Annotated in this window: 23 protein-coding genes and 1 pseudogene; 11 read left to right on the top strand and 13 right to left on the bottom strand. The window is 66.4% G+C overall.

The window, feature by feature from the left end:
• The first annotated feature begins 2 nt into the window (after positions 1–2).
• From AB4Z37_RS31610 to AB4Z37_RS31590, 5 genes and pseudogenes are all read left to right on the top strand, one after another.
• Positions 3–591, top strand: a pseudogene (locus tag AB4Z37_RS31610) (outer membrane protein).
• Between the two features lie 162 nt (positions 592–753).
• Entirely contained in the window at positions 754–1,131 is a 378-nt protein-coding gene (locus AB4Z37_RS31605; protein WP_441520638.1) for a DUF4180 domain-containing protein, read from the top strand.
• A 498-nt stretch (positions 1,132–1,629) separates the two neighbouring features.
• Positions 1,630–1,806 (top strand): hypothetical protein, encoded by a 177-nt coding sequence (locus tag AB4Z37_RS31600; protein WP_441520637.1) that lies wholly within the window; start codon positions 1,630–1,632, stop codon positions 1,804–1,806.
• A gap of 206 nt (positions 1,807–2,012) precedes the next feature.
• Entirely contained in the window at positions 2,013–2,327 is a 315-nt protein-coding gene (locus tag AB4Z37_RS31595) for a PilZ domain-containing protein (RefSeq protein ID WP_441520636.1), read from the top strand.
• Positions 2,324–2,500 (top strand): hypothetical protein, encoded by a 177-nt coding sequence (locus tag AB4Z37_RS31590; protein ID WP_441520635.1) that lies wholly within the window; start codon positions 2,324–2,326, stop codon positions 2,498–2,500. The genes AB4Z37_RS31595 and AB4Z37_RS31590 overlap by 4 nt, the downstream gene beginning before the upstream one ends.
• A 40-nt stretch (positions 2,501–2,540) precedes the next feature.
• On the opposite strand, the gene AB4Z37_RS31585 is transcribed toward AB4Z37_RS31590, so the two are convergent.
• On the bottom strand, positions 2,541–3,572 hold the full coding sequence (locus AB4Z37_RS31585; RefSeq protein WP_441520634.1) for a lytic transglycosylase domain-containing protein: 1,032 nt from the start codon (positions 3,570–3,572) through the stop codon (positions 2,541–2,543).
• Between the two features lie 165 nt (positions 3,573–3,737).
• Here AB4Z37_RS31585 and AB4Z37_RS31580 point away from each other — a divergent pair, with 165 nt between their 5' ends.
• Positions 3,738–4,673: a glycine/sarcosine/betaine reductase selenoprotein B family protein gene (locus AB4Z37_RS31580; RefSeq protein ID WP_441520633.1), complete on the top strand. Its 936-nt coding sequence runs from the start codon at positions 3,738–3,740 to the stop codon at positions 4,671–4,673.
• Position 4,674: 1 nt separating this feature from the next.
• On the opposite strand, the gene AB4Z37_RS31575 is transcribed toward AB4Z37_RS31580, so the two are convergent.
• On the bottom strand, positions 4,675–5,694 hold the full coding sequence (locus tag AB4Z37_RS31575; protein ID WP_441520632.1) for a bile acid:sodium symporter family protein: 1,020 nt from the start codon (positions 5,692–5,694) through the stop codon (positions 4,675–4,677).
• 108 nt (positions 5,695–5,802) lie between these two features.
• Here AB4Z37_RS31575 and AB4Z37_RS31570 point away from each other — a divergent pair, with 108 nt between their 5' ends.
• A complete protein-coding gene (locus tag AB4Z37_RS31570) occupies positions 5,803–6,654 on the top strand; it encodes a LysR family transcriptional regulator (protein WP_441520631.1) in 852 nt (283 codons plus the stop codon).
• 9 nt (positions 6,655–6,663) lie between these two features.
• On the opposite strand, the gene AB4Z37_RS31565 is transcribed toward AB4Z37_RS31570, so the two are convergent.
• Together AB4Z37_RS31565 and AB4Z37_RS31560 are read right to left on the bottom strand one after the other, a co-directional pair.
• On the bottom strand, positions 6,664–7,719 hold the full coding sequence (locus AB4Z37_RS31565; protein WP_441520630.1) for a phenylacetaldoxime dehydratase family protein: 1,056 nt from the start codon (positions 7,717–7,719) through the stop codon (positions 6,664–6,666).
• A 21-nt stretch (positions 7,720–7,740) separates the two neighbouring features.
• Entirely contained in the window at positions 7,741–8,754 is a 1,014-nt protein-coding gene (locus AB4Z37_RS31560) for a carbon-nitrogen hydrolase family protein (protein ID WP_441520629.1), read from the bottom strand.
• A gap of 264 nt (positions 8,755–9,018) precedes the next feature.
• Between AB4Z37_RS31560 and AB4Z37_RS31555 the strand changes: the two genes are divergently transcribed.
• Complete coding sequence (locus tag AB4Z37_RS31555) at positions 9,019–9,975, top strand: helix-turn-helix domain-containing protein (RefSeq protein ID WP_441520628.1); 957 nt, start codon at positions 9,019–9,021, stop codon at positions 9,973–9,975.
• Positions 9,976–10,080: 105 nt separating this feature from the next.
• Here the strand turns inward: AB4Z37_RS31555 and clpA are convergent, their stop codons facing one another.
• Together clpA and clpS are read right to left on the bottom strand one after the other, a co-directional pair.
• The gene (gene clpA / locus AB4Z37_RS31550; protein ID WP_441520627.1) at positions 10,081–12,486 is read right to left on the bottom strand and encodes an ATP-dependent Clp protease ATP-binding subunit ClpA; all 2,406 of its coding nucleotides are present in this window, start codon (positions 12,484–12,486) and stop codon (positions 10,081–10,083) included.
• Between the two features lie 104 nt (positions 12,487–12,590).
• Positions 12,591–12,986 carry an ATP-dependent Clp protease adapter ClpS gene (clpS, locus tag AB4Z37_RS31545; RefSeq protein ID WP_441520626.1) on the bottom strand — a complete coding sequence of 132 codons (396 nt, stop codon included), beginning with the start codon at positions 12,984–12,986 and terminating at the stop codon, positions 12,591–12,593.
• 622 nt (positions 12,987–13,608) lie between these two features.
• On the opposite strand from clpS, the gene AB4Z37_RS31540 reads away from it, so the two are divergent.
• Positions 13,609–14,937, top strand: coding sequence for a vWA domain-containing protein (locus AB4Z37_RS31540; protein WP_441520625.1), 1,329 nt, complete (start codon positions 13,609–13,611; stop codon positions 14,935–14,937).
• 80 nt (positions 14,938–15,017) lie between these two features.
• Here AB4Z37_RS31540 and AB4Z37_RS31535 read toward each other — a convergent pair whose 3' ends face one another.
• Positions 15,018–15,362: a phasin family protein gene (locus AB4Z37_RS31535; protein ID WP_441520624.1), complete on the bottom strand. Its 345-nt coding sequence runs from the start codon at positions 15,360–15,362 to the stop codon at positions 15,018–15,020.
• 489 nt (positions 15,363–15,851) lie between these two features.
• Between AB4Z37_RS31535 and AB4Z37_RS31530 the strand changes: the two genes are divergently transcribed.
• The gene (locus AB4Z37_RS31530; protein ID WP_441520623.1) at positions 15,852–17,678 is read left to right on the top strand and encodes a D-alanyl-D-alanine carboxypeptidase; all 1,827 of its coding nucleotides are present in this window, start codon (positions 15,852–15,854) and stop codon (positions 17,676–17,678) included.
• Positions 17,679–17,955: 277 nt separating this feature from the next.
• On the opposite strand, the gene AB4Z37_RS31525 is transcribed toward AB4Z37_RS31530, so the two are convergent.
• The 4 genes from AB4Z37_RS31525 to AB4Z37_RS31510 all read right to left on the bottom strand — a co-directional run bounded on the left by AB4Z37_RS31525 (position 17,956) and on the right by AB4Z37_RS31510 (position 21,886).
• On the bottom strand, positions 17,956–18,684 hold the full coding sequence (locus AB4Z37_RS31525; RefSeq protein ID WP_441520622.1) for a DnaJ domain-containing protein: 729 nt from the start codon (positions 18,682–18,684) through the stop codon (positions 17,956–17,958).
• Between the two features lie 73 nt (positions 18,685–18,757).
• Positions 18,758–19,507, bottom strand: a complete 750-nt coding sequence (locus AB4Z37_RS31520) for a VWA domain-containing protein (protein ID WP_441520621.1) — start codon at positions 19,505–19,507, stop codon at positions 18,758–18,760.
• An 89-nt stretch (positions 19,508–19,596) separates the two neighbouring features.
• Positions 19,597–20,535: an alpha/beta hydrolase family protein gene (locus tag AB4Z37_RS31515; protein ID WP_441520620.1), complete on the bottom strand. Its 939-nt coding sequence runs from the start codon at positions 20,533–20,535 to the stop codon at positions 19,597–19,599.
• 427 nt (positions 20,536–20,962) lie between these two features.
• Positions 20,963–21,886 carry a division plane positioning ATPase MipZ gene (locus tag AB4Z37_RS31510; RefSeq protein ID WP_441520619.1) on the bottom strand — a complete coding sequence of 308 codons (924 nt, stop codon included), beginning with the start codon at positions 21,884–21,886 and terminating at the stop codon, positions 20,963–20,965.
• A 231-nt stretch (positions 21,887–22,117) separates the two neighbouring features.
• Between AB4Z37_RS31510 and panC the strand changes: the two genes are divergently transcribed.
• Entirely contained in the window at positions 22,118–22,969 is an 852-nt protein-coding gene (gene panC / locus AB4Z37_RS31505) for a pantoate--beta-alanine ligase (RefSeq protein ID WP_441520618.1), read from the top strand.
• Positions 22,970–23,001: 32 nt separating this feature from the next.
• Here panC and AB4Z37_RS31500 read toward each other — a convergent pair whose 3' ends face one another.
• A complete protein-coding gene (locus AB4Z37_RS31500) occupies positions 23,002–23,427 on the bottom strand; it encodes a DUF1489 family protein (RefSeq protein WP_441520617.1) in 426 nt (141 codons plus the stop codon).
• Positions 23,428–23,516: 89 nt separating this feature from the next.
• Complete coding sequence (locus tag AB4Z37_RS31495) at positions 23,517–24,458, bottom strand: hypothetical protein (protein ID WP_441520616.1); 942 nt, start codon at positions 24,456–24,458, stop codon at positions 23,517–23,519.
• Positions 24,459–24,491: the final 33 nt, after the last annotated feature.

Here is a 24,491-nt window from a genome sequence, read left to right as displayed (position 1 = left end):
TGATGAAGAAGATCCTGCTGGGCAGCGTGGCGCTGATCGCGCTGGGCACGTCGGCTTTCGCGGCTGACCTGCCGGCCCGTACCTACACCAAGGCGCCGGCCTATGTGCCTGCTCCGATCTACAACTGGACCGGTTTCTACATCGGCGGTCACGTCGGTGGCGCGTTCGGTGGCAACTCGGCGTTCGGCAACAACGATGGCCGCTTCCTCGGCGGTCTGCAGGCCGGCGCTGACTACCAGTTCGCTCCGAACTGGGTGGTCGGTATCGAAGGCCAGTACTCCTGGACCGCGCGCAACACCCAGTCGGTGGCGTTCGTTCCCGCTGGCTTCACCATTTCCGACCGCAACAGCAACCTCGGCTCGGTCACTGGCCGCCTCGGCTACACCTGGGGCCCGGCGCTGCTGTACGCCAAGGGCGGCGTCGCCTTCCGCGAAGGCAACAACGTTTTCGTGACCAACTCGGCGCGTGAACCTGGTTGCTCCGGGCACCGGTCTGGCCACCGCCGTCAGCTACGATCGCGACGTCCACACCGTGAAGGCCGGTATCAACTACCGCTTCAACTGGGGTGGCCCGGTCGTCGCCAAGTACTGAGATCAGTACTGATCTTCAGTACCTCGGCACCTGATCTGTCAGGACCAGCAGAAGCCCGGCGCAAGCCGGGCTTTTCGCTTTTAGAGACCTTAAGACCGCGCCAACGCGTCGACACAAACCCTCGATCCCACATTCTTGCCCAGATTCTTGGAATGCCCCGCGATGACCGAAACCTCTCACGACACCGTGCGCGACCTCCACGGCATCCGCGTGCTGATCATGGCCGCCGACGGCCCGAAGCTCGCGAGCGAAAGCGACAGCCAGACCTTTCTGAGCGCAGCGTGGGAGCATGACGCGGCGATGGTGGCCATCCCGGTGTCGCGGCTCGATGCGGCCTTCTTTCAGCTGAGCACCCGCCTCGCCGGCGCAGTGCTGCAGAAATTCGTCAATTACCGCGTGCGTCTTGCGGTGATCGGCGACGTATCCGAATGGTCGTCGGCGAGCAACGCGTTGCGCGACTTCATCGTCGAGGCCAATCGTGGCCGATCCACCTGGTTCGTCGCCGACATCGACGAACTGTCACGCCGCCTCGCATCATAAGAGCGGACAAGAAAAGCAGCGTCGCCGCGGGAACGAATCCGGCGACACCGATTGTTCCCCACTGAGGGGAGCCATGCGGCGGGATATATCTCGCTACGCGGTCGTTGAGTGTTCCACGAAAGGGAACACGATGACCGAACGATGCCACCTCCTGCTGCGGGCGGTCGAAGCGCTTCGCCGGGCGCGTCGCATGAAACCGGGACCGGAGCGCAACGAGTTGCGCCAGGTCGCGAAGACGCTGCGCGCGCTCGCGCGTCTCGATGATGCCGCCGCAGCGGACACCAGACGCGCACCGATGAGGCCGAGCAGCTCACGGTCCGCATCAATCGACAGTTGCAGCCCCTTGACATCCCATTGCCAAACGTCCGCTGCGAAGCGCGATGCTTGAACCAATTCGGGCCAGCCCAGACAGACTCTCAAGACGTCCTTGCAACAACGGTCCCGCTCTTTCCTCACCGCAAGGGCAAACCCGTGAACGCTCTCGCACGGGAGGCTGTCATGATCACCTGCACCAAAATATGTCCTGCCATCGCCAAACACATCCCGCGCGCGCCCGCCCTGTCGGAGCGCGAACGGGACTCCCTGATCGTGGTCGCGATCTTTTCCGGCCTTGGCCTGCTGGCGTCCCTCGGACTGTTGCTGCTCGACCGCGGCCTACACGGCAACTGGTTCTGACGATCACCGATCGCGGCAGGACAAGCTTTGCGCAGCGCTGCGCCTGACGGCTCGCGGGAGACAAATATTCTCCACCGCGCACAGCAATGCCGAAAAGGCGGGCCTATTCAGGTTAACAAGACCTTGACAACTTGCCGCACTTCACCTGCGGTTGTGGTCTGCGTTAGCTTCGCCAGCGTTAGCAAAGTGTTAATGCCGGGAATGACATGTCAGAGCAACGCAGAGCCGCGCGCGGACGCGTGATCTATGGCGGGGTGTTGATCTTCAACAACCGCTGTTCAACCATGAGCTGCGTCGTTCGCGACTTCTCCGCGAACGGCGCACGGATCGAGATCAAGCACAACGCCCTTCTCCCCGATCACCTGCAACTCGTGATCGCCCGCAAGGGCCGGGAATTCGCCGCGCGCGTCGCCTGGCGCAGCGAAGGCGCGGCCGGACTCGAATTCACCGAGCCGACGGCGTCGATCATCCCGTTCGATCGCGCCCGTGCACGCGCCGCAAATCCCGGCGCACGGCCATGACACTGCTGCGCCGTTTTCTCATCGACGAGACCGCCGGTGGCGGCTTCAACTATCTGCTGGCATCATCACTCGTCAGCCTGCTCGCGCTCGGCACGATCTATGAGGCGCGCCTCGCCGTGGTCGACAAGTTCGAGGCACTGGCCACGGCGCTGAAGAAACAGGGACTGCCCTGAGCCTGGTGTCGCGGTTCTGACATTCGCATGACTTTAACGGCTAGCCGCGACTGATGGGATTGCGCAACACCAGACAAGCCTGACCGGCACGGCGGATGCGACGACACAAATCATCCGCGGCAGTGCGCGTGTCGATCCCGACACGCACCTGATAGAAGGTGCGCGTCCCGCGGCTGCGCCACAGCAAGCCGAGCAGATTGGCGTCGTGATCGCCGATCACCGCGCCGAGCCGCTGCATGGCGCGCGCATACATCGCCAGCGCCCGGTCCCGCGAAAATCCCGCCGCAAGCTGCACACCCCATGGCTGCGCCGCGCCAAGCTTCACGCGCTGCTCGAGGCCGGCGACGAACGGATTGGGCGCCTGCTTGAGCAGCACCATCAGCTCGCGGCAGCCCGGCGTGGGTTCCGACGGCGTCACCCTCGCGCCGGCATCCCGCCACTCCTCGACCGACAGGCCCGTGATCGCCATCACATAGCGCCGCGTCTCCGCCGGCATCGTTCCACTGCCCGCGAGCCAGTCCTGCACCCGGCGCGGCCCCGCATTGTAGGCCGCAGCGGCAAGGCCGAGATTGCCGAACTGGCCACGCAGCTCGGCGAGGAATTCGGCGGACTTCGGCAGCGCCTGCACCGGGTCGAACGGATCGAGCAGCCGGCGCTCGCTCGCCGTGCCGGGCATGAACTGGGCGATGCCCTGCGCGCGCTGACCGCTGCGCGTCACCGGGCCGATCGCATCCGCCTGGAAGCGGCTCTCCTGCCAGATCACGCGGGCGAAAAAGATGAGCGGCAGGTCGTGCGTCCTCGCCGCCGACTCGATCATCAGGCACATCGCTTCGCGGGTGTTGGCGTCGCTCTGGGGATCGGTCCCCGCCGAGCCTTGAGCCGCTTCGGATGGATTGCTCGAGGGAGCGGTCTGCGGCCGTGACGGCGGACCGGGAACGGCTGCCCCCGCGATGTCAGGGGCCCCTGCGAGCGGCGGCGCCGCCTCTTCCGCCCCAACCACGTCCATCAGCCCGAGCACCAGGGCCGCAAGGCACAGGACGCGGAGCGCCCCAGGGACGTCTGTTGCGCGCATGGGGTCGCAGCCTGTGTCGACGCATTGGCGCGATTATGAGGATGCCGCCGCGGTCGCGCCAGCCACCTCACCGGCTCGTGAAGCGCGACCTGCCCGGCGTCGATACTGGCAGGACAGGCCACAGCCGTTATAGTCATGTGACCGTCGCTGTGTGGATTCTTCGTGATGACCTCGCCCGCCGACCCGCGCTTTGCTTTTGAACCCGACCTCGAGGAGCCGATCCGCTACATGCAGCGGACGCGCGACTATTACCGGGCGATCGGGTACGACGCTCCCTATCGCTGGGCGCACCACGACGATGTCCCGTTCCAGCCGTTGCGCAAACCTCTGGCACAGGCGCGTGTCGCCATTGTCACCACCGCATCGCCGTTCGATCCGGCAAAGGGCGACCAGGGCCCGGGCGCCGCCTACAATTCAGCGGCGAAGTTCTATCAGGTCTATGACGGCGACGCCGCAAGGGATCACGACCTGCGCATCTCCCACATCGCCTACGACCGCGTGCATACCACAGCCGACGACAGCAACACTTGGTTTCCGCTGCCGCAGCTGCGGCGGCTGGCGGCGAAAGGCCGCATCGCGGCGGTCGGTCCGCGCTTCTTCGGCGCGCCGACCAATCGCAGCCACCGCGTAACCATCGAGACCGACGCGCCGGACATCCTCGCGCGTGCGCGAGCCGACGGCGTCGACGCCGTCGTGCTGGTGCCGAATTGCCCGGTCTGTCACCAGAGCGTCAGCCTGATCGCGCGCCATCTCGAAGCCAACGGCATCTCGACCGTGCTGATGGGCTGCGCCAAGGACATCGTCGAGCATGCCGGCGTGCCGCGCTTTCTGTTCAGCGACTTCCCGCTCGGCAACTCGGCCGGACGCCCGCACGACAGCGCCTCGCAGGCGCTGACGCTCGAGCTTGCATTGAAGCTGCTGGAAGCCGCGCCGGGCCCGCGCACCACGATGCAATCCCCGCTGCGCTGGAGCGCGGATGCATCGTGGAAGCTCGACTACAACAACGTCGCGCGCATGAGCCCCGAGGAGCTGGAGCGGCGGCGCCGCGAGTTCGAGGCCCAGAAGGTCATCGCGAAGCAGGTGCGCGACAGCGCGGCCTAGCTCAATGCGCGCCGGCGAGTGACGAGGACGCGTCGACTTCGGGCGACGCCTCGTCCGCGCGGACGGCAAAGCGCCGCGCGAGGGCCGCGCAGACCATGAGCTGGATCTGGTGGAACAGCATCAGGGGCAGCACAATCAGACCCACCGACTGGCCGGCGAGCAGCACAGTCGCCATCGGCAGTCCGCTCGCCAGGCTCTTCTTCGAGCCGCAGAACATGATCGCGATGCGGTCCTCGCGGGAGAAGCCGAGCAGCCGGCTGCCGAAATGGGTCACGGCGAGCACCAGCGCCAGCAGCACGGCGTCGACGGCGAGCACCGCCGCAAGCTGGCCCAGGTCGAGCTGATGCCAGATGCCATGGCTGACGCCGTCGCTGAAGGCGGTGTAGACCACCAGCAGGATCGAGCCGCGATCGACGAGGCCGACGAGCGCCTTGTGCCTCGCCACCCAGCCGCCGATCAGCGGCCGCGACAGCTGGCCAGCGACGAACGGCAGCAGCAGCTGCACCACGATGTCGATCACGGCCGTGCCGGAGAACCCGCCGCGGGCGCTCAGCAGCAGGCCCGCCAGCAGCGGCGTCGCGATGATGCCGAACAGGTTGGAGGCCGTCGCCGAGCACAGCGCCGCCGGCACGTTGCCGCGTGCGATCGAGGTGAACGCGACCGACGACTGCACGGTCGAGGGCAGGATGCAGATCAGGATGACGCCGCTCCACAACGCTGGCGACAGCAGGTTCGGCGCCAGCGCCCGGCCGGCGAGACCGAGAAGCGGGAACAGCACGAAGGTAGCCAGGAAGATCACGAGATGCAGCCGCCAGTGCCGCGCCCCGACCAACGCCTCGGCGGTCGACAGGCGGGCGCCGTGCAGAAAGAACAGCAAGGCAATGGCCGCGTCGGTCACGTACCGGCCGGCGACGGCGCCCTCCCCATGCAGCGGCAGCACCGTCGCGAGGCCCACCATGCCGACGATGGCGGCAATGTAGGGATCGACCAGTGCGAGGGGGTTGAACGAGCGCAGAGCCATGGTGTGAATCCTTATCCAGTACGGCGACCATGACTGTGCAGCGCACAATTGTAAACCAGCCTAGCTGATGTTATTGTAATTACAAATTGCAATAAGCGGGCCGCGCCAATGCTGGATCCTGTGCAGCTCGAAACCTTCCTGACCGTGGCGCAGACACGGAACTTCAGCGAGGCCGCCCGCCGCCTCGGCCTGAACCAGTCGACGGTGAGCCAGCACGTCCGCAAGCTGGAGGCCGAGGCCGGCCGGCGGCTGTTCGTCCGCGACACCCATTCGGTGGAATTGACCGCCGATGGCGAGGCGATGGTGAGCTTCGCCCGCCCCATCCTCGACGCCAACGCCCGTGCCCGCGACTACTTCACCGGCTCCCAGGTCCGCGGCCGGATCCGCTTCGGCGCCGCCGAGGATTTTGCCAGTTCGCGGCTGCCCGACCTGCTGCGCGACTTCATGCGCCGGCATCCCCAGGTCGACCTCGAACTGACCGTGGGCCTGAGCGCCGTGCTCTACCAGCAGCTCGACGCCGGCGAACTCGACCTCGTGCTCGGCAAACGGCGCGCCGGCGACGAGCATGGCCAGCTGGTGTGGCGCGATCGTCTGGTGTGGTGCGGCGTGCCCGGCATGCGGCTCGATCCGGAGCAACCCCTGCCCCTGGTCCTCTATGCGCCGCCCGCCGTCAGCCGCAGCCTCGTCCTCGAAGCCATGGCGCGCGTCGGACGGCCCTGGCGCATCGTATGCTCGAGCGGCTCCTTGAGCGGGCTGCGCGCCGCGACCCTGGCGGGCCTCGGCATCACCGCGCAGGCCCAGAGCCTGATCCCCGACGATCTCGTCGAGATGCCGACACCGTGGCTGCCACCGCTCGGCTTTGTCGAGTTCGTCGTGCAGACGGCGCGCTTGACAACGCGCGGCCCGGCCGTCGAACTGGCTGAGGCCCTTGCGAAGTCCGGTGGCCGGCTGCGGCCCTGACCACCGACGTCAGGCTGCCGGATCCTTTGCGCCATCGACGGCGTTGAGCAGACCGCTCTGTGGGTGACAGCCGAGGTATTCGAAGAACTGCTCGTCGGCGCGGGCGAGCGAGACCTCGTGGTAGAGCCGCAGCTTCGCGCTCGGTCCGAGCGACGACAGGTATTTCATCGCCGCGCCGAAAATCCGCACATGGGTCGGGTGCGATTCCGCCCAGCGCTCCAGCGCCGCAAGGCTTGTCCACCAGCTCATGCCGTAGGATTTTTCGGTGGCACTGCCGTCGGCGGCGGTGACGGCAGCGTAGCGGTTGGCATAGCAGCCGATCGGCCGGCCCTCGTCGCGCAGGAAATCCATGCCGGCGCGCAGCACTGGCTCGACATCGTCGAGATACATCGCGCGCTCGGCGGTATCGGTGTCGCTCCAGTCTTGCCCGGAGCGGATCAGGCACAGATTGTCGTGCACGATGACGCGCCGGCGCGGCCCGTCGACGATGAGCTGCGCCTGCCCGTGCGGCGCGAGATCACTGGTCTGCGACAGCGCAATGCGGTCGCGCATGCCACCCCAATAGGCGTGCTCCTGGACCTCGCCGCTCATGCCGGCGGCGAGCACGGCGACCCCCTCGGCACGGTCCGGCGAGGAGAACAGCGTCTCATAGCTTTCGACCGCCGGACGGATGACCTCAATGAAGAAGCCAACGCCGGCGCCGGCATGCGGATCGCCGGTCCAGGCGTCGCGCGCGGGCGCGAACCAGCGGTCGAAAGCAGCGATGTCGTCCCAGTACGCCACCGACAGCACGTTGGTAAAGCCAGCCTGATCGACATGCCAGGCCCGGTCCCAGTGGGATGGGCCATCCGTGGCCACGAACAGCACCGCGATCTCGGCGAGCGCTTCATCTGCGAGCGGCGATGACGTGCCGCGATACTGCACGCCGAAATAGGCCATCACCACCCCCGCCACGTCGGTGCGATGCCGCGCCACGAACGACGGATAGGGCGGCGCGTAGCCGTCGGGCACGCGGCGCTGCCGTGTCCGCTCGGTGCGCAGATGCATGGGAATGGCCGATTCCATGGCGCCCTCCGCTCTCGCCGATCAGGTGGCCGGCTCGGCTTGTGTCGCCGGCTCGCTGTCCACCGGCAGCGCGAAATGCTCGACACGCCGCGCCGGCTTGTTGTTGAACAACAGCCGCGTGACGTCGGGGCGCGAATAGTGGCCGGCCGGATCGGCGGCGTTCTTGGCAACCCCGATGGCACCGAGATCGATGTCGGCGTATAGCAGCCCCTCCTGGTCCGGCGGCAGCTTGTCGGCGAGCAAACTGCCGTCGGGCCCGAAAATCGTGGCGTGGCCGCCGCCGGCATGCAGCAGCGCGTGCTTGTCAGGACGATCGCACAGCTCCTCGATCATCGCCTGGGACACGGTGGCGCACGGCGCCAGCACGAAGCACGAGCCCTCGACCGCATAGACGCGCGACGCGGCGTTGTTGACCTCCCAGCCGAGCGCCGGCGCGAACGGATCGTACAGCGAGAAGCTCGGCCACGACGCGACATGAACCTGCTCGTTCTGGGCATACATGGCGTATTTCGACAGCGGCTGGAGATGCTCCCAGCAGCACAGCGCCCCGAGCCGGCCGATGTCGGGACGGTCATGCACCGCGAGATCGCTGCCGTCGCCCTCGCCGTAGACGGTGCGCTCGGCATGGGTCGGGCGCAGCTTGCGGCGCTTGGCGATGGTCTCGCCGTCCGGACCCAGCAGCCACTGCGCGATGTAGAGGCTGCCTCCATCGCGCTCGGACACGCCGAGCACGGCGGTGAGGCCGGCGCGCCGCACGGCAGCCCGAATACGGTCCGCCTGCGGGCTGTCGTAGCTCAGCGAGTTGTCGAAAGTGCGCTGCACGAAACCGCGGCCGATCGCCCAGGCCGGCGAGTCCAGCCAGATGTGCCAGGGGTAGCCGGGAATAAAAACCTCGGGGAACGCGATGAGCCTGGCGCCGTTGCCGGCCGCCTCCTCGATCAGCGCGATGACCTTGTCGACAGTGCCGTCGAGGTCGAGCCACACCGGCGCGGCCTGCACCGCGGCGACCCGGTATTTCTGATGCTGCAGTCCCATGTGGCGTCCCCCCTTGTTGGCGGCTCCAGCGGAGCCCGCATGCCGTTGCTTCGGCACTGACCGGGGACTGTGCAACCGCCGGGCGCCCGCCGCTCGTCCAGGACGGAAGAAAAACTCGACTGCGGCTGCACGCCGGCCGACACGGCCCCATGCGATGTTGCGGCGACGACATTTCCGCCCTAGCCTTCACGCATCCCGATCCCCTCGGGGGAGCCGAATTCACCCGCCTGCAAAAGGACAGCTGCGCCAGAGGACGTCAGGCTCATGCCGATCGAGCTCAGCACCGCCCATGCCCCGGCCCACCGCAAGCTGGCTTTCTGGCAGGACATCGTCTGCGACACCTTTGTGCAGCTCGACTGCCGTTCCGAGCTCGGCGACGATCTTCACGGCACGCTGAGCAGCTCGATGCTGGGGCAGATGTCCTGCACGGAGGTGACATCCTCCGCCCAGCGCGTCTACCGCACACCGTCACGGATCGCGCGCGCGCGGGAGGACTACATCCTGATCGCGCTCGGACGCGAGGGCGTCGGCGGCGTGGTGCAGGACGGCCGCGAGGTGGTGATCCATCCCGGCGCGTTCGCGTTCTACGACACGACGCGCCCCTACGAGCTGCTGTTCGACGCCGACTTCCACCAGACTATCTTTCAGATCCCCCGCGCCGAGCTGCAGGGGCGGGTCGCCGGCACCGAAACACTCACCGCCGTCGGCTTCGACCGCCTGCGACCGCTCGACCGCCTTGCCCTGGATTTCCTGACATCGATCTCCGGCCTGGTCGATCAGGTCGACGCCGACACCGGCACGCGGCTGTCCGAGCAGGCGCTCGACCTCGTCGCCATGGCGATCGGCGACCGGCTGGCGCACCGGCCGGTGTCGCCCTCCAGCCATCGCGCCGCACTGCTGCATCGGCTGAAGGCCCACATCCGCGCCCATCTCGCCGATCCGGAGCTATCGGTCGCGGACACCGCCGCGGCGCTCGGCATCTCGTCGCGCTATGTCAACAACCTGCTCGCCGACGAGCAGACCTCGTTCCAGCGTCATGTACTCGCCCAGCGCCTCGAGCAGTGCCATCGCGCCCTCGCCTCGCCCGCCCAGGTCCACCGGCAGATCGGCGAGATCGCATTCGCGTGGGGCTTCAATGACCTCTCGCATTTCGGCCGCGCCTTCCGCGAGCACTATGGCCTGTCGCCCCGCGCCTGGCGGGCCAGCCGGTCGGGCAGCTGACACCATCGACTTCGCCAAAGCGACTTCGCCAAAAACGACATCGCCAAAAAACAACGGCCGGATCAGAGATCCGGCCGTTGTGTCCTTCAATCGCAATCAGCGGCCTCAGGCCTTGACCAGCGGCGGCTTGCTGGAGCCCTTCGGGCCCTCGTCGTCGCCCTTCGGCTTGCGCGCCGACGCGCTGCGCTTGCGCGCGCCCGGCAGCTTCTCGGGCTTCGGCGTGACCGGACCTTCTTCGACGAACTCGAAGCCGATCTTGTCCTCGCCCTTGTCGTCCTTGACCAGAACGACGCGGACATGGCCTCCGCCCTTGAGCTGGCCGAACAGCACCTCGTCGGCCAGCGGCTTCTTGATGTGCTCCTGGATCACGCGGGCCATCGGCCGCGCGCCCATCTGCTCGTCGTAGCCGTGCTGGATCAGCCAGGCCTTGGCGGCATCCGACAGCTCGATGGTGACATCGCGGTCGGCGAGCTGGGCCTCGAGCTGCAGCACGAACTTCTCCACCACCATGCCGATGACGTCGGCGCTGAGATGGCCGAACGACACGATGGCATCGAGCCGGTTGCGGAACTCCGGCGCGAACTGGCGGTTGATCGCCTCCTGGTCATCGCCTTCCCGCTTGCTGCGGGTGAAGCCGAACGCCTGGCGCGCCAGATCCGCGGCGCCCGCGTTCGTCGTCATGATCAGGATGACGTTGCGGAAGTTGACCTGCTTGCCGTTGTGATCGGTGAGCCGGCCGTGATCCATGATCTGCAGCAGCACGTTGTAGAGATCCGGATGCGCCTTCTCGATTTCGTCGAGCAGCACCACGCAGTGCGGATGCTGGTCGACGCCGTCGGTCAGGAGGCCGCCCTGGTCGAAGCCGACATAGCCGGGAGGCGCGCCGATCAGGCGCGACACCGTGTGCCGCTCCATGTACTCGGACATGTCGAAGCGCAGCAGCTCGACGCCGAGCGAGGCCGCCAGTTGCTTGGCGACTTCGGTCTTGCCGACGCCGGTCGGGCCTGAGAACAGGTAGGAGCCGATCGGCTTCTCCGGTTCGCGCAGGCCGGCGCGCGCCAGCTTGATCGACGCGGTCAGCGCCTCGATCGCCTTGTCCTGGCCGAACACCACGCGCTTGAGCGTCTGCTCGAGATGCTTGAGCACCTCGGCGTCGTCCTTGGACACGCTCTTGGGCGGGATGCGCGCCATGGTGGCGATCGTGGTCTCGATCTCCTTCAGGCCGATGGTCTTCTTGCGCTTGTTCTCCGGCACCAGCATCTGCGCCGCGCCCGACTCGTCGATCACGTCGATCGCCTTGTCCGGCAGCTTGCGGTCGTGGATGTAGCGCGCCGACAGGTTGACCGCCGCCTCAATGGCTTCCGTGGTGTACTTGAGCTTGTGATAGTCCTCGAAGTACGGCTTGAGGCCCTTGAGGATGCCGATGGCGTCCTCGACCGACGGCTCGTTGACGTCGATCTTCTGGAAGCGGCGCACCAGCGCGCGATCCTTCTCGAAGTGCTGGCGGTACTCCTTGTAGGTGGTCGAGCCCATGCAGCGGATCGAGCCCGACGCCAGCGCCGGCTTGAGCAGGTTGGACGCGTCCATCGCGCCGCCGGAGGTGGCGCCGGCGCCGATCACGGTGTGGATCTCGTCGATGAACAGGATGGCGTTGGGATGCGCCTCCAGCTCCTTGATGACCTGCTTCAGCCGCTCCTCGAAATCGCCGCGGTAGCGCGTACCGGCGAGCAGCGTCCCCATGTCCAGCGAGAACACGGTGGCAGCGCTCAGGACCTCCGGCACGTCGTTGTCAACGATGCGCTTGGCGAGGCCCTCGGCAATCGCGGTCTTGCCGACGCCGGCTTCACCGACGAACAGCGGGTTGTTCTTCTGGCGGCGGCACAGCACCTGGACGGCGCGGTTGATCTCGGCGTTGCGCCCGATCACCGGGTCGATCTTGCCTTCACGCGCCTTCTTGTTGAGGTTGACGCAGTAGGTCTCGAGCGCGTCGCCCTTCTTCTTGCCGTCACCTTCGTTCTTGTGCTCGGTCTCCTCGTCGACGCCGCGCGCGGGGCGCGATTCCGACACGCCGGGACGCTTGGCGATGCCGTGGCTGATGTAGTTGACCGCGTCATAACGCGTCATATCCTGCTCCTGCAGGAAATACGCGGCATGGCTCTCGCGCTCCGCGAAGATCGCGATCAGCACGTTGGCGCCGGTCACCTCCTCGCGGCCCGACGACTGCACATGGATGACCGCGCGCTGGATCACGCGCTGGAAGCCGGCGGTCGGCTTGGCGTCGTCGCCACCCTCGGTGACGAGGTTCTCGAATTCGGTTTCGAGGTAATTGACGAGGCTGCTGCGCAGCTTGTCGAGGTCGACGTTGCACGCACGCATCACGGCTGCCGCATCGGAATCGTCGATCAGCGACAGCAGCAGGTGTTCGAGCGTGGCATATTGATGATGACGCTCGTTCGCAATCGCCAGCGCACGATGCAGGGATTGTTCAAGACTCTGAGAAAAAGTCGGCATTCGCGTCCTCTGTGGCCCCCACAGCCGTAAGCTTAACTTGTTATTGTTTCCGCCGGTTTCAACCCTGCGTCACCCCTGCCGGAACCTGGGCCCGCCTCGTCATGCTACTTCTTTTCCATCACGCATTGCAAAGGATGTTGGTGCTTGCGCGCAAAATCCATCACCTGTGTCACTTTGGTCTCGGCAATCTCGTAGGTGAACACACCGCACTCACCGATGCCGTGATGGTGAACATGCAGCATGATCGTGGTCGCGGCTTCGATATCCTTGTTGAAGAACCGTTCTAAAACCTCCACCACGAACTCCATCGGCGTGTAGTCGTCGTTGAGCAGCAGAACGCGATAGAGACTCGGACGTTTCGCCCGTGGCTTGACCTTGGTGATGACCGAAATGCCGGGGACGTTGGGACCGGTGTTGCGGCCCTCGTCGCCGCTCATGCGGACGGCGGGCGCAACCGGGACGGCCGCGCGGGTTCCAGAATGTTCAGATGAATGCAACATGGCTTGACGCTTGCTGAAAGTCCCCTGTGTCACCGGACACGACTGACCGGGCTGTGCTGACCGGACCCTGAGGCCCGCCGGAGGGCGCACCGTTCGCAGGCCACGCCACATCGGCGGCCCGCGAGCCCCGAGCCCGGCCGCCACTGGCCGTTTTCGGGTCCGCCGCCCGGCCGGCTCATCTTCAGCTGAACCGCACCTCGGTTCGCAACCAAAAATGCTCCACCCAGAACAGCTTAGGCAACTTTTCCGCTCAAAATAGTGGAAAAGCCGCCCGCGGCGGACTCGGAAAGGTCATGACCCTCAGGGTTGCGAGATTGGCGCCCCCCGTCAACTGCGGCGCCGCCCCCCGTCCGAATTATTACCGATATGGGTTGACGGCCGCCGTGCCGCAAGGACGCGCCAGCGGGGCACCGCATGGCCGCCGGCGTGAGACCGGCATGCTCCATTCGGTTAACCAAAGCTGGCGCGAACAGTACAAAATCGCCGCGCCGCATTCACCGGGCGTCAAGGTGCGCTCTCCGCGGGAGGACACTACGTCGCACTACCGGGGTTTTCAGGCATCTTTTTACCCATCATTCACCGCGAGACCACACCTTTCGTCCCTAAAAAGGGTTCAGGTGTCTTGGCCTCGTTATCATCCCGTCTCGCAATAACCGCGAAACCGTTCCTTCGCGACCGCAACGGCAATGTCGCAATCACTTTCGCGATCCTGATCATTCCGCTGCTGGGATTGGTCGGCGCCGCGATCGACTATTCACGCGCCAACCATGCCCGGAGCGCGATGCAGGCCGCGCTCGACGCCACGGCACTGATGCTGTCAAAGGACGCAGCAAACCTCACCGCGACCGAGCTCACCGCAAGGGCGAAGACCTATTTCAACGCGCTGTATACGCGCGCCGACGCGCCCAACGTCGGCTTCAGCGCGTCCTACACCGCACAGGCCTCAGGCGGCGGCTCGAACGTGGCGCTGACCGCATCCGGCACGCTGCCCACCGATTTCATGAAGCTCGCAGGCGTCCCCAAACTCGACTTCAGCGTCGGCGCGACAGCCAAATGGGGCATCACACGCCTGCGCGTCGCCATGGCGCTCGACAACACCGGCTCGATGCAGAGCGCCAACAAGATGAACGCGCTGAAGTCGGCGGCAACGGCGCTGATCGACCAGTTCTCGGCCTCCAACAAGACCGACGGCGACGTCTATATTTCCATCGTGCCGTTCGCCAAGGACGTCAATGTCGGCGTCAACAACGTCAACAAGAGCTGGCTGAAATGGAACGGCGCCACGGACACCTGGGACGAGAACAACGGCACCTGCAAGTATTACAACCGCGCCGCCAGCAAGAGCGCCTGCCAGAACCAGGGCGGCACGTGGATTGCGGACAACCACAACACCTGGACCGGCTGCGTCACCGACCGCGACAAGAACTATGACATCAGGAGTGACGAGCCGACGTCGTCGGCAACCGCTTTTCCGGCCGAGCAGTATGGCGCGTGCCCGACCGAGCTGCTGCCGCTGACCAACAACTGGAGCGCGCTGAAGCAGAAGATCAATGCCATGCAGCCCTCCGGCAACACCAACCAGGCGATCGGCCTCGCCTGGGCCTGGCTGTCGCTGCTGCAGCAGTCACCGCTGAACGCACCGGCGCTCGATCCGAACTACCAGTACATCAGCGCGATCATCCTGCTGTCCGACGGCGACAACACCCAGAACCGCTACAGTTCCAATGTCGCTGCGATCGACACACGGCAGCGGCTGCTGTGCACCAACGCCAAGGATGCGGGCATCCAGATCTTCACCATCCAGGTCAACACCGACGGCTCGGCGACATCGAGCGTGATGCAGGACTGTGCGAGTCCGGGCAACTTCTATCCGACCACCACATCGAGCGGCATCGCCGGGGCTTTCAAGGACATCTACGCCTCGCTGAGCAAGCTGCGTCTCGCACAATAGGCCTCGCGCCGCCCGGCTCTGCGGCAACAAAAAAGCCCGGCTGACGCCGGGCTTTTCGCATTCCGTAAACGGCCGACAGATCAGTGGGCGGTCGGCGGCGTGAACTTGGCGACGTAGCTTTCGAACGGCTTGTAGACTTCCTTGGCGAGATCGGCATAGAGCTCGCCGATCTTCTTCGACTCGGCAACGAAGGTCTCGTAGGCGGACTTGGTGAACTCGGTCTGCAGCTCGAGCGCCTTCTCGACCGACTTCACGCCCGTCAGCTTCTCGACGAACGAGCTGGTGTCTTCGAACGACTTCTTCGAATAGTCGGCATAGGCGGTCGCGATCGCCTGATAGCCCTTGGTCACGCCATTCACCGAAGCGAGGGCGGCTTCGTACTGCTCTTTGCCGAAGTTCTGGAAGTCCTCAACCTTGAAAACCATCTTGGATCCTCTCCCGGACTGCTGCTGGATTTGCCGGTGTCCCGGCTACCTACGACCACCCGGTGTTTATACTGCACTGCACAATCAATGTCAATAAGTTTGTGCGCCGCACAAGATTTATCTCGAATTGGCCCAGAAGTTAGCCGATCTCTGCAACAGTTCGTTAACCCTTTGGAAACTCCATCCTCCTACTTTTGGTCCCTGCGTTGCTGACGTTGCGGAAGAAGTCCGAAAAGACGTTCAGGCACAGTCTCTTAGCCAGAATGGCCGCCACAGCCGCCATTTCCCGAGAGTTCTGCCGAAGCGCCGCAGTCAGGTAATGCCGGTCTGCGGGCACAATTTTGCCTCACGAGCCGGTGATCACAGTGGCCTCGAGCGAACTGACGTCCAGTTCGCGTGCGGGGGCACGCGAGGAAAAGTGGGGAGCGGATCCGGAAAAGAAGCGGGTTTTCCGGATGCGCGATCGCTGAATATCGGACGGGGTAGTCTATGATCGGTGCAACCTCGGCGTCCGGACGGACGCTACGTCTTTGCATTTTCGGGCTCGCAACCATCAGTGCGGCCGTTGTCTTCACCGCCGACACCGCCGATGCCCGGCGCCGCCATCATCACAGCCACCACCGCGGCCGCCATGTGGCGCGGGTGGCGTCGAGCTACTCGCCGCCCTTCTCGTCCATCATCGTCGACGGCAATTCGGGCGCCACGCTGCAGGCGAACAATCCCGACAGCCCGCGCCACCCGGCGTCGCTGACCAAAATCATGACGCTCTACCTGCTGTTCGAGAAGCTCGAGAGCGGCAAGATGAATCTCGACAGCGAGATGGACGTGTCCGCGCACGCCGCCTCGCAGGCGCCGACCAAGCTCGGCCTGCGCCCCGGCCAGAGCATCCGCGTCGAGGACGCCATCAAGGGCCTCGTCACCCGCTCCGCCAACGACGCCGCCGTGGTGATCGCCGAGGCGATCGGCGGTGACGAGGACGACTTCGCAACCCTGATGACCCGCAAGGCGCGTGCGCTCGGCATGAGCCGCACCACCTATAAAAATGCCTCAGGCCTGCCGGACGACGACCAGATCACCACCGCGCGCGACCAGGCGACTCTCGGCCGCGCCATCCAGGACCGCTTCCCGCGCTACTATCGCTTCTTCGCCACCAACGACTTCCATTACCGCGGCAGTGTCATCCGCAACCACAACCACCTGCTCGGCCGCGTCGAGGGCGTCGACGGCATCAAGACCGGCTACACCCGCGCCTCCGGCTTCAACCTCGTGACCTCGATGCGCCGCGGCAACCGCCACCTCGTCGGCGTGGTGCTGGGCGGTCGCTCCGGTGGCTCGCGCGACGCCATCATGCGCAACCTGCTGGCCGAAAATCTCGAGCGCGGCGCGACCAGGCGGACCGTCGCCGCCGTCAGCGAGCGCAATCCGGCCGACTACAAGGTCGCCAGCGCCGACGCTGACAACGCGGCCGACACCGCGGAGAGCAAGCCGGGGCGCGCCGCCGCGGTCCCCTCCGCCATTCCGCCGGTTCAGGTCCAGGGCGCGATCCAGACCGCCACCTCGGACGATGAACCCGCCCGCGCGCCGATGCCGGTGCCGGCCCCCAACAAGGTCACCGCCGCCCAGCCGGCCCCCGCCCCAACCAAGCCGACACCGGCGCCGCTGACATCCGGCGTGATCGCCCAGCCGCTCCCGATCGTTCCGGGGTCGGCCGAACCGATGACTCCGGTGCGGGTCAGGACGGTGCAGATCAAGGCCGGCCAGACCCACGTCGCATCCGCCGCCCCGGCCCAGGTTCCGGCTCCCGCCGCCACCGCCTCGATCCCGCCCACCCGCGCCGACGTCGCCGAAACCTCGAGCTCCGTCGTTGCCAAGGCCGCCGAGCTGCCGCAGCAGAATCCGCGATACGGCACCGGCCAGGGCATCCTCGGCACCTTGCCCGCCTCGGCGCTGCAGCAGCACTCCCAGACGATGGCCTATGCCGATCCCGCTGCCCGGGCCGCCGCGCCCCAGACTGCCGCTCCCCAGGTGACCGCGGCCGCCGCCCCGGCGCAGCCGGCCGGCAGCAGCAAGGCCCGCTCCGGCTGGATCATCCAGGTCGGCGCACTGCAGAGCCAGAACGAGGCCAAGCAACGGCTCGACGCCGCACGCAGCGCCGCCACCCAGCTCGGCAAGGCCGACCCGTTCACGGAGGAAGTGTCCAAGGGCGGCAAGAGCTTCTATCGCGCCCGCTTCGCCGGCCTCGACAAGGACAGCGCTGAAGCCGTCTGCCGCACCCTCAAGCGCAACGAGATCTCCTGCATCGCCATCCGCAACTGATCGCGATCACGCATCAACCGCTGCCCATGCCCGGCCCCTCGGCCGGGCATTTTGCTTTTGGCGCCAAGCGTTACGGCATGACCGGCGCGAGCGGGAAACCTCTCGTCAATCTTTGATCGGTAAAAATAAACCATAACAGGCAGAACCGCTGGCGACGGCGGCCGGATGCGTTGCCAAGGCGCATCCTGACAAACGGCGCGCAAGCGCGCCTCAACAGGCATCGATCAGAGAGACAAGCAGCTGCTCGCAGTGTGTCGCGTCGTGTTGCGTACTGGAGTTAGCTGTGATGAGTGCGAAGCAGGGTCTCCTTGGCCTCGTTGACACGGGCCGCGAGATACGTCGACCCCCCCTGGTCGGGATGCAGTTTCTTCATCAGCGAGCGGTGAGCCCGGCTGATGTCATCACGCCCCGCCCCCGGCTGCAGGCCAAGGATCTGATAGGCCTCCTCCGCCGTCATTTTGCTGCCCGGCGGCTGGCTGCGCTGCCCCCCTGCCCCTGCGCCCTGCGAGTTCTGACGCCAGCGGGGAAAGCGGCGGTCAAGATAGCCTTCAAGTAGCGCGCAGCTCTCCGGATCGAACGTTGTCATCAGCGCCGCGAGCTGCGGCAGATCGAACTCATCGAGCGCACGCCCGGCATGAGTCCCCGCCACGATGCTGCCGCTGAGCGAACCGGTATCGTGATCGAGCGTCATGTCGAGGAAGGCGGAGCGAACCGTCGAGGTCTGGCCGCTGGATTTCGCCCGCGCCCCCCAATTGGCGAACCCGCCCCAGTTGCCGATCACCGATGAGGCCGGCGACCAGCCGAGCAATCCGGCACCGAACAGCCCGATCGGCAGCGCCACCGCGATCTCGCCGCGTAGACCGGTGAAGGCGGCGACCGCCAGGCACACGACGCCCCCCGCGATCTTGATCGCGCGCGCCATGATGGCCGGGCTGGCGGCCCGGAACATCTGCAGCAGCGAATACAGGACGACAACGGCGATGACGCCAGCAATCAGGGTCGGCATGCCGCGATAGATAATCGCTGGCGCGGCAGAGCGGAAGCTGCCCGCGGCGCCCTCCCACGCAAAAAGCGCGCCTCTACCTCATCTGGGTGAGCAGCGCCGCCGCGGCGCCGCCCGCCGTCGTCGACAGTCGCTGCAGCGCCTCCCGACCACCGGCCGCAAACGCCGCTGCGGCCCGCAGCAGCTCGCGCAGCTGGGCAGCGGCCCCGACGTCGAAACGGCAATAGGCGCCTCCGGACAAGCGCGCGATGTCGCGGAACGTGCGTTCGGTCGCAGCGTCATGCCCTTCCTGGAACATGAACACCGGCACCTTCAGCAGGCCGAGCTCGCCGGCCTTGGCGCAGAGATCGTCGGGGTTCTCCTCCATGGCGTCGCCGACGAACACCAGTGCGCGAACACCATGCGCCACCGCCTCGCGCCGCGCTTCGGACAGCACCTTGTGGATCTGGGTGTGGCCGCCTTCGACGGCAATGCGGCTCATCAGCCGCGCGAGCTTGCCCGCATCGGCGATCCAGGGGCTGGCGCGGCACTCGCCGAGACCACGGAAATAGACCAGGCGGACGTCGAGCCCACCGATCCGCCCGGCCTCGCGAAACATCTCGGCCTGCAGCTCGCACGCCATGTCCCAGGTGGGCTGGCGGCTCATGGTGGCATCGAGCGCGAACACCAGCCGCCCACGCTCGCCGCCGGGCAGCGGCGCCATGGCACGCGCCCTGGTCACGAACGCCGCGATGTCGGCAGAGGTCGAGCTGGCCGGGCGCGCGGCCCGCTCCTCGGCGGAAGCAGGCGTATGGGGCGATCCGGTCGGTGTCGGTTGGCGGCTCATGCGGGGCTCACGGCGTCACGCCTGCCCTATGTGGTGTCCATGTCCATGGCGGGCAAGCCTTCCGCGCCCACGGGCCTTGCTGCGCGCCCTTAGCGCGGCGCCCGTGCCGGCAGCGCCAGCGCGGCAGACTGCCGCTCCTGGTCCGTCGTCCCGTCCTGCCGCGCCGCAGCCTGGCCGGCAACCACCTGGCTCGCCGGCTTCGTCGCGGACACCTTGTCACCCGAAATCTTGAGCACATCGGTGCGCGCCGGGCGCAGGTCGCTGTCTTCCTCGAGGAAGCGGTCGAGCGTTTCCTGGATCTTCTCCTTCACCGCATCCGGCCCGCGGTCGCTCATGTCGGTGTGCTGCGCACCGGTCTTGACGACCTCGATACCGGTCCGTGCGCACTCCTCATCATCCGGCACCACGCCCGGATCGGGCACGAAGTTCGGGTCCTTGGAGCGGAACGAGAGAATCTTGAACTTGGCTTCGGTCAGGAACGGCACCCGCAGATTGTCCAGCGTCACCACGCGCTTGATCATGTCGGGATGTTCCTTGGCGAAGAACATCGAGATGTCGCCGCCATTGGAATGACCGACCATCATCAGCTTGTCGTAGTCTGCATAGGCGATGCGCTTCTTCATTTCGCCGATGGTGAACATGACATTGGTGACGCCGCGCTCATACACCGGCAGGCGGCCGACATAGAGCTGGCCGACATGAGTCACCAGTGGCGCATCGGTCATCAGGTCGTGCTGGATGCTCAGCACGAGGTAGCCGCGCATCGCGAGCACGTTGGCGAGAAACGAATACTCGGTGTTCTTGACCGTGTTGCCGTGGTTGACGACCGCGACCGGCAATGTCTTCAGGCCGGCCATCGCCCGCATTTCGGAGTCGCGCCGCACCGCAACGTCGACCGCGACCACGCGATCACGCGCGGAGTCATACAGCTCAACGGTCTCGTGCCGGATCGCCCACTTGCTGAACGAGAAGTAGGCAGCGGCGATGAAAGCAACAGCCGCAACGGCGATGAGCAGGCCACGTTTCATTCGGTCCTCGGCAGGCGATCGCCTCTCGGGGCGGTGAGCAGGTCAGAGGTCAAATTCTCGTCCGTACGTGAAAGATAATCATAACGGCGCTGTGACAACAGCCGAAATGTTGTGAGGTTGCGGTCTTTTAATTGTGCAGAGCACCGTAATTTTGTGCACCTGCTCAGGCAATTCCGTTTTCACTGTTAAATCAGAGGGTTTTCACCACCGCATGTGCGGAAGAGAGAAACAAGCCAGTCTGGAACCGAAAATCCCCGCGCCGCGTCGCCGCAAATGCTTCGCCGGCAGGGAAAAGCGTTCGCCGCCAGCGCCTTGGCGAGATTCAGCGCGATCGACAGCCGATCATTTCACGGCGAGAAGCACGGAATTAGAACACCAATTCATTTTCCGGCTGAAAAGAATGAGGATTCACTTTTAGCGAATCTGTTCACGCGCCGATGATGTCGTCCAGTTCCAGCGGCTTGTCAGCCTGTGTGAACCACTCCGCACGAGCGGCCGCGCGGCGGCGCCCCCGCTCGTCGAGCGGCAGCCTGAGCTGTTGCAACAGGCGGATCACCTCCTCGCGCGCGGTGACATGCCCCATGCTCGGCCGCGTTCCCAGCGTGACCTCGTTGAGATCATCGAGCGCTGTGAGGCCGCGCGGAAAGAACTCGCGATAGACCACGCGATCGGCGAGCCCGTCGATGGCGCGAAACCCGAGACGGAGCGACAGCTGCTTGAGGCCGCTCGACATCAACTGCTTGTTGCGCGAGCCCAGCACCGACAGGCGATTGCGCACCACGATCCAGTCGGTGGTGGCGCCGTCGAGCCCGCGCCGCTGCTTGCGCGCCTCGCGCACCATCGCCGCATAGTGGCCCTCGCCGACGCACGCATAGGATTGCGGATCGACCACGCCGAGCACGTCGAAGTCCAGAAAGCTGTCGTTGATCGGCGTGACCAGCGTGTCGGCCATCGCATGCGCAAGCCGCATCAGGTAGCTGTCGGTGCCCGGCGTATCGACGACGACGAAATCGTAGGAGCGCTCCACTGCGCTCACCGCTGCGGCAAACTGCGCGAGCTCGGCAGCCTCGCTATCGGCCACCGTCACGCCGCTTCCCGGCGCGATGCAGGCGTGATGCGGCAGCTCGAGCGCGAGCCCGGCGCGCTGCGCCCAGGCGGCGCGGTTGGCGATGTAGCGGCTGAAGCTCTGCTGCCGGCCATCGAGATCGATGGTGGCGACGCGCTGGCCGGCCTTGAGCAGGGCGACGACGATATGCAGGCCGGTGGTGGACTTGCCCGACCCGCCCTTTTCGTTGCCGAGCACGATGACATGCGCCGTGCCGGACTGCCCCTGACCTGCCCGTGCCAGCATTGGAAAATCCCTCGACGGCATTGTCGAAGCCGGATCGCACCGGGTCAAGCGCATCGGGCGGCTTTTGGCGTTCATCGTGAACACGCAGCGTTAATGCGGCGCCGGGCGGCCATGCGGCGGATCGCAGCGTTGGCGCGAACGCCGCCGCTTTGCTATGCAGGGTTCCGCGCGCCATCATGCAATTGCCGTCGGGCCGCGCCGATCCGCCTCACCTCAAAGTTCCGAGATCTCATGTCCAAAGCGCCCAAGATCGCCCGCACGCTTCCCGCCCTGCACCGCGCCCTCGACCAGCTGCGCGCGCGCAACGCCGCCGTGGCGCTGGTGCCGACCATGGGCGCGCTCCACGAGGGGCACATCTCGCTGGTGCGGCTCGCCAGGAAGCACGCCAAAAGGGTCGTGGTGTCGATCTTCGTCAACCCGACCCAGTTCGCCGCGCACGAGGATCTCGGATCCTATCCGCGCACCTGGAAGGCCGATCTCGCCAAGCTGACCGCAGAGAACGTCGATCTCGTGTGGCATCCGGACGCGAAGGTGATGTATCCGGCCGATTTCACCAGCCGCGTCAACGTCGAGGGGCCTGCCACGGTCAGCCTGGAAGACCGCTTCCGGCCGCACTTCTTCGGCGGCGTCGCCACCGTCGTGACCAAGCTGTTCACCCAGGTGCGGCCCGAGATCGCGGTGTTCGGCGAAAAGGATTTCCAGCAGCTCAAAGTGGTGACGCGAATGGCGCGCGACCTCGACCTCGGCGTCAAGATCGTCGGCGCGCCGGTGGTGCGCGAGCGCGACGGCCTCGCGATGTCGTCGCGCAACGTCTACCTGTCGGCGGAGGATCGGGCGAGCGCACCGGTGCTGTATCGGACGCTGAAGGACACGGCCAGGCGGATGCGCGCGGGCGAGAGCCTTTCGGCGGCCCTCGCCGCCGGCACTGCCGCGATCGAGACTGCCGGTTTTGCGCTCGATTACCTCGAAGCCCGCCATGCCGAAACGCTGGCGCCGATCGCGAGCCTCAAGGACGGTCCGGTCCGCCTGCTGGTCGCGGCCAAGATCGGCACCACGCGGCTGATCGACAACGTCAAGGTCTAGCCCGGCAACGCCGCAGACGGCGGCTGGAGGGCCTACAGCAGGCCGAGCTCGCGCAGCTCGCGCCGCATCGGCTCGGGCATCGCCGCGAGCCCGTCGTCGCGCTTGCCGAGGTCGGGCGGCGCGTCCTTGGGCTCGAGATAGCGCCAGCCCTGGAACGCGCGCATCGGCCGCGGCGCCACCGCAATGAGCTTCGGCTCCATCACCAGGCGGCAGCGGCCGATGCCCTCCTTGTCGCGGAACGGCTCGATGGCAACCAGCTTCTCACGCACCAGGATCTCGCCGCGGATCACCCAGAAGATCGAACCGCCGTCGAGCAGTTCGGCATCGCGCTTGGGCGTCATGCGCGTGACGTGGACGTGGTGCTTGTTCTTGGTCTGCTTCATCCGCGCCTTGATCCAGCCATCGAGGTCCTTGATCGACTCGGCGCCGACGCTGAGCTTGATGAGATGAAGCGGCATGGGATGATGGCTTGTACGCTGATGAGCTTGCGCGGCGCAGGCTGCCCTGCCCCGCGACGTGGCGGATGGCGCCGACGGCGCGGCGCGTGTCAGTTATCGTCTCTCTGCGCAGAGGGCGCAAGCGGATCGCGCTGCGGCGTCGGTCCAGCCGGCGTCACCGCGGCGGGCGCCGCCGCTGGAGGCTTCTTCGGCGCCGGCCGTTTGGCCGCCGGCGCGGCCGCATTGGCGTTGTGAGGCGCAGCCGCCGGCGGCGCGGCGGGCGCGGCAACAGTCGCTGCCGCGGGACGCGGTGCTGCGGCCGGCTTCGGCGCCGGCTCCGGCGTCATGATGTTCACCGGCGGAATCGAGGTTGAGCTCGGGAAATCGCCTGACACCGGCTTGCTCTGCGGCGTGACAGTAACAGGAGCGGCCGTCGGCGGCGCACTGGCGAGCCCCGGTCCTGCCGCAGCCGTCGGCGCGGTCCAGCCCGACGCATAGCGGCCGACCAGGCCATCATAGGTCCGGTCGGACATCGCGGCCGCGATCTGGTTGTGATCGGACAGCGAGTTGAAGAACGCGCAGTCCGACGGCGTGCAGCCGTCGCGCACGCCGAGCACGCGGGCGACGAAGCCGTAGCGGTCGCGCTCCACGGTGCGCCGCAGTGCCGCCAGTTCCGGGGTCATGCTGCGGTTCGCGGCCGCCTCGTCGCCATAGCCGGCAAGGCGGGTGATCTGATCGGCGGTATAGGACACCGCGGCGGCGACCGTGTCGGCGGATGCGAACAGCGAGCGCTCGCAGGCGTTCTCGACGACATCGCCGGCGAGCCCGTCGAGGCAGGACAGCGCGGCCAGGGCCGGTGATGTCGTTCGCACCTCGTGCGTGGCACCGGCGCCGGTCGTCGTGAAGCTGCGGACCGTGGCCGTCGCCGCAATCGCGATCGCCAGCAGCGTGATGACCGCCAGTGCCCCGTTCGCCACCGACTTTTCGGCGCGGAACAGCGTCACCAGCAACACCAGTGCAAACGCCAGCGCCGCCGTCAACGTCACCCACATGGGAAACGCCGGCGCATGCCACAGCTGATCAAG

Origin of the sequence: Bradyrhizobium sp. 2TAF24, from assembly GCF_052115025.1 — a bacterium.
Classification (GTDB): Bacteria; Pseudomonadota; Alphaproteobacteria; order Rhizobiales; family Xanthobacteraceae; genus Bradyrhizobium_A.
The sequence above is the reverse complement of the archived record's forward strand: the minus strand, read 5'-3'. Positions and strand labels throughout refer to the sequence as shown.